This is a genomic window from Klebsiella sp. MS 92-3, assembly GCF_000195655.1.
GTDB lineage: Bacteria > Pseudomonadota > Gammaproteobacteria > Enterobacterales > Enterobacteriaceae > Klebsiella > Klebsiella pneumoniae.
This window is the reverse complement of record NZ_GL882831.1, coordinates 43,470-47,689: the sequence shown is the minus strand read 5'-3', so window position 1 is coordinate 47,689 and position 4,220 is coordinate 43,470. Positions and strand designations below refer to the sequence as shown.

General features: G+C 54.7%; 4 protein-coding genes. 1 reads left to right on the top strand and 3 read right to left on the bottom strand.

Annotated features, from left to right (window positions below):
• Positions 1-37 precede the first annotated feature (37 nt).
• The 3 genes from satP to HMPREF9538_RS08515 form a co-directional block, all read right to left on the bottom strand.
• On the bottom strand, positions 38-604 hold the full coding sequence (gene satP, locus HMPREF9538_RS08505; protein ID WP_009485694.1) for an acetate uptake transporter: 567 nt from the start codon (positions 602-604) through the stop codon (positions 38-40).
• An 88-nt stretch (positions 605-692) separates the two neighbouring features.
• On the bottom strand, positions 693-1,442 hold the full coding sequence (gene msyB / locus HMPREF9538_RS08510; protein ID WP_004146011.1) for an acidic protein MsyB: 750 nt from the start codon (positions 1,440-1,442) through the stop codon (positions 693-695).
• 27 nt (positions 1,443-1,469) lie between these two features.
• On the bottom strand, positions 1,470-1,874 hold the full coding sequence (locus HMPREF9538_RS08515; protein WP_004182892.1) for a DUF2541 family protein: 405 nt from the start codon (positions 1,872-1,874) through the stop codon (positions 1,470-1,472).
• A 385-nt stretch (positions 1,875-2,259) separates the two neighbouring features.
• On the opposite strand from HMPREF9538_RS08515, the gene dnaK reads away from it, so the two are divergent.
• Positions 2,260-4,176 carry a molecular chaperone DnaK gene (dnaK, locus tag HMPREF9538_RS08520; RefSeq protein ID WP_009485693.1) on the top strand — a complete coding sequence of 639 codons (1,917 nt, stop codon included), beginning with the start codon at positions 2,260-2,262 and terminating at the stop codon, positions 4,174-4,176.
• Positions 4,177-4,220 lie beyond the last annotated feature (44 nt).

The window sequence follows — 4,220 nt, the reverse complement described above, 5'->3', positions numbered from 1 at the left end:
CCCCCCCCCCCCCCGGGGCGGGGGGGGGGGCGGAAGATTAGCGCGGTTCGCCGATCGGCAGCACGGTACGGCCGAACTGTTCGTTCAGCACTTCACCCATCGCCAGGTAAATAGCGCTGGCGCCACAAATCAGGCCGACCCAGCCGGCTACCTTCACAATGCCTTCGTTATCGACCAAATGGCCAATCGCCAGCAGCGCGAACAATACGGTCAGGCTCAGGAAGACAAACTGCAGTATGCGGGCTGCCTTCAGGGTGCCAAAGAACATAAACAGGGTAAAGACGCCCCACAGGCCGAGGTACATACCGAGGAAGTGCGCGTTTGGCGCGTCTGCCAGGCCCATTTTCGGCATCAGAAGAATCGCCACCAGCGTCAGCCAGAAGCTGCCGTAGGAGGTAAAAGCGGTTAAGCCAAAAGTGTTGCCTTTTTTGTATTCCAGCAGGCCGGCAAAAATTTGCGCAATGCCGCCGTAAAAAATCCCCATCGCCAGGATAGCTACATCGAATGCGAACAGGCCGCTATTCGCCAGGTTAAGCAGAATAGTGGTCATGCCGAAGCCCATAAGGCCCAGCGGTGCCGGATTAGCCAACTTAGTGTTGCCCATAATTCCTCAAAATTATCATTAAAAGGGAAGCATTACCCCGCGACTTGGCGGCGGGGCGCGGCATAATAATGAGGCGCTGAAGGGCTGTCTATGATCTGGCGGGGTATTTTTCACCAATTTCCGCGGTGTCTGACGGCGGCTGGAGCATTTGCCGTAAACAGGCAATATGCAGGACCGCGGGGATGGTGACCCGGTAGGCGCTGCCGCTCACCGCTTTCACGCTGTTCAGCGCGGCGCCGAGCGGTCCGCCCAGCCCGGCGCCGCGCACCAGGCCATGACCGATGACGCTCACCGCGGCGTGCGTGCGCAGGATGGCGGTTAAGCGTTCGTCCAGCAACAAAGTGACGCCTTCGCTTAGCTTGCGATGCCTCAGCAGATGAGCCATCAGGCTGTCCAGCTCATGGCTCCGGCACTCCACCGCGGCGAGAAACTGCGCTTTTTGCTCCGCGTTCAGTTTATTCCAGCTGTGCTGCAGAAAATGCGCCAGCAACTGCTGCTCGATCTGCGGCGTCGACAGCTGTTTGTCGACCTTCGCTTTCAGTCGTTTACATACATCCAGCAGGATCGCGCGATAAAATTTGCCATGGCGGCGCAGCGTGTTGGCGATGCTATCGCCACCAAAATGCTGTAGCTCACCGGCGATTAGCTGCCAGTTGCGGCGATAACGCTCCGGGTGACCCTCCATCGCTAAAAATGTCTCGTTGCGCAGGAGCGTGCTGGAGAGACGGGGTTTGCCATTTTCCCCGTGGGTCAGAATGCGGGTAAAGGCTTCCAGATGCGCCTCGCTGCACTCAGGCAGAAAGGCGAGATCGTCATCCTCCAGGTAATTAATATGCATAACGTTTTCTCTCGGGCAGGGGCGACGTTAGTCATCGCCGATAATTTTCAGTGATGCCATATCTGAGGAGTGCACCGTGTGGCCGGAGAAGGCGATTTTCTTCACGCAACGTTTGCTGTCGTTATCGCTATTGATGTTGATCCAGCCGGTGGTGCTGCCCTCTTTGATCCCGGCGGGGACGTTCAGCGTGTGGCTGGCGCCGCGGCTGGCCTTAAAGTAGACCGTCGCCCCGGAGAGTTGTACATCGCCGCGGTCGGCGCTGAGCTGAATGCGTTTGACCACCCGGCAGACGGGGAGCGTCAGCGTCAGGTCGTTGGTTTCATTGCGCGGCATAGCTATCACGCCGAGAATTTTATGGTCGTTAGCGGCCGCCGAGGTGATAAATGACACGCCGAGGATAAGCCCTACGGAAAGCCGGTATAGCGATTTCATTAATTTGTCCCCTGAATAAGCGAAGTGCGATGGCGGGGAAGTTTATCACTGCGAAAACGGGGCTTTTAGCGCGCAAGTATTGCGGGTTATGTCAATGATATTATGAATGTATTTCCTATTTTAATCCGTTTTTTGTATGTATATTTCGCCGTCGTTTTTGCCATCCAATAACCTTGTTCGGCAAGTCATCCGTAACCCTGGGCGAATCCGAGGCAAAAAATTTTTATGCTTGCCCCTTGATGCCGGTGTGGGCGACCCCATCTTGTAGTCAACCGCAGTGAAGAACCTGAAAAAAAATGATGTCTGGGCAGTTGAAACCGCACGTTTCGCCCTTATTACAGGTTCACAACCACATGTTGATCGAATTTTTAGTGGAGACGTTTAGATGGGTAAAATTATTGGTATCGACCTGGGTACTACCAACTCTTGTGTAGCGATTATGGATGGCACTACTGCACGCGTGCTGGAGAACGCCGAAGGCGATCGCACCACGCCTTCTATCATTGCCTATACCCAGGATGGTGAAACTCTGGTTGGTCAGCCGGCTAAACGTCAGGCAGTGACAAACCCGCAAAACACCCTGTTTGCGATTAAACGCCTGATTGGCCGCCGCTTCCAGGACGAAGAAGTTCAGCGTGACGTTTCTATCATGCCATACAAAATTGTTGCCGCAGACAATGGCGACGCATGGCTGGATGTGAAAGGCACCAAAACTGCACCGCCGCAGATCTCTGCTGAAGTGCTGAAGAAAATGAAGAAAACGGCTGAAGATTACCTGGGTGAACCGGTAACTGAAGCGGTTATCACCGTACCGGCTTACTTCAACGATGCGCAGCGTCAGGCAACAAAAGATGCCGGCCGTATCGCCGGTCTGGAAGTCAAACGTATCATCAACGAACCAACCGCGGCCGCGCTGGCTTACGGTCTGGATAAAGAAGTGGGCAACCGTACTATCGCGGTTTACGACCTCGGTGGTGGTACTTTCGATATCTCGATTATCGAAATCGACGAAGTTGATGGCGAAAAAACCTTTGAAGTTCTGGCGACCAACGGTGATACCCACCTGGGCGGCGAAGACTTCGATACTCGTCTGATCAACTACCTCGTTGATGAGTTCAAGAAAGATCAGGGCATTGACCTGCGCAACGACCCGCTGGCCATGCAGCGCCTGAAAGAAGCCGCTGAGAAAGCGAAGATTGAACTGTCTTCTGCTCAGCAGACCGACGTTAACCTGCCGTACATCACTGCAGACGCGACCGGTCCGAAACACATGAACATCAAAGTGACTCGCGCGAAACTGGAAAGCCTGGTAGAAGACCTGGTTAACCGTTCCATCGAGCCGCTGAAAGTCGCTCTGCAGGATGCCGGTCTGTCCGTTTCCGATATCAACGACGTGATCCTCGTTGGTGGTCAGACTCGTATGCCGATGGTGCAGAAGAAAGTGGCCGAGTTCTTTGGTAAAGAACCGCGTAAAGACGTTAACCCGGATGAAGCCGTGGCGATCGGTGCTGCCGTTCAGGGCGGTGTACTGACTGGCGATGTGAAAGACGTTCTGCTGCTCGACGTAACCCCGCTGTCGCTGGGTATCGAAACCATGGGCGGCGTGATGACTGCGCTTATCAGCAAAAACACCACCATCCCGACCAAGCACAGCCAGGTGTTCTCTACCGCTGAAGACAACCAGTCTGCGGTAACCATCCATGTGCTGCAGGGTGAGCGTAAACGCGCGTCTGATAACAAATCTCTGGGTCAGTTCAACCTGGATGGTATTAACCCGGCGCCGCGCGGCATGCCGCAGATCGAAGTGACCTTCGACATCGATGCTGACGGTATCCTGCACGTCTCCGCGAAAGACAAAAACAGCGGTAAAGAGCAGAAGATCACCATCAAAGCGTCTTCCGGTCTGAATGAAGAAGAAATTCAGAAAATGGTTCGCGAAGCAGAAGCTAACGCCGAATCTGACCGTAAGTTCGAAGAGCTGGTACAGACCCGCAACCAGGGCGACCATCTGCTGCACAGCACTCGTAAGCAGGTTGAAGAAGCAGGCGATAAACTGCCGGCTGACGACAAAGCTGCCATTGAGTCTGCGCTGACCGCGCTGGAATCTTCTCTGAAAGGCGAAGACAAAGCGGATATCGAAGCGAAAATGCAGGCGCTGGCGCAGGCTTCTCAGAAGCTGATGGAAATTGCTCAGCAGCAGCACGCTCAGCAGCAGGCGGGTTCCGCTGACGCTCAGGCGAGCAACGCGAAAGACGACGATGTTGTCGACGCTGAGTTCGAAGAAGTGAAAGATAAAAAATAATCGCCCTTTGAACGGGTAAAACACTGGCACGGGGGGGGAGGGGG

Excerpts from the sequence above, each read along its gene's own strand:
- satP (WP_009485694.1), bottom strand. The coding sequence starts at position 604 with ATGGGCAACACTAAGTTGGCTAATCCGGCACCGCTGGGCCTTATGGGC.
- dnaK (WP_009485693.1), top strand. The coding sequence starts at position 2,260 with ATGGGTAAAATTATTGGTATCGACCTGGGTACTACCAACTCTTGTGTA.
- HMPREF9538_RS08515 (WP_004182892.1), bottom strand. The coding sequence starts at position 1,874 with ATGAAATCGCTATACCGGCTTTCCGTAGGGCTTATCCTCGGCGTGTCA.
- msyB (WP_004146011.1), bottom strand. The coding sequence starts at position 1,442 with ATGCATATTAATTACCTGGAGGATGACGATCTCGCCTTTCTGCCTGAG.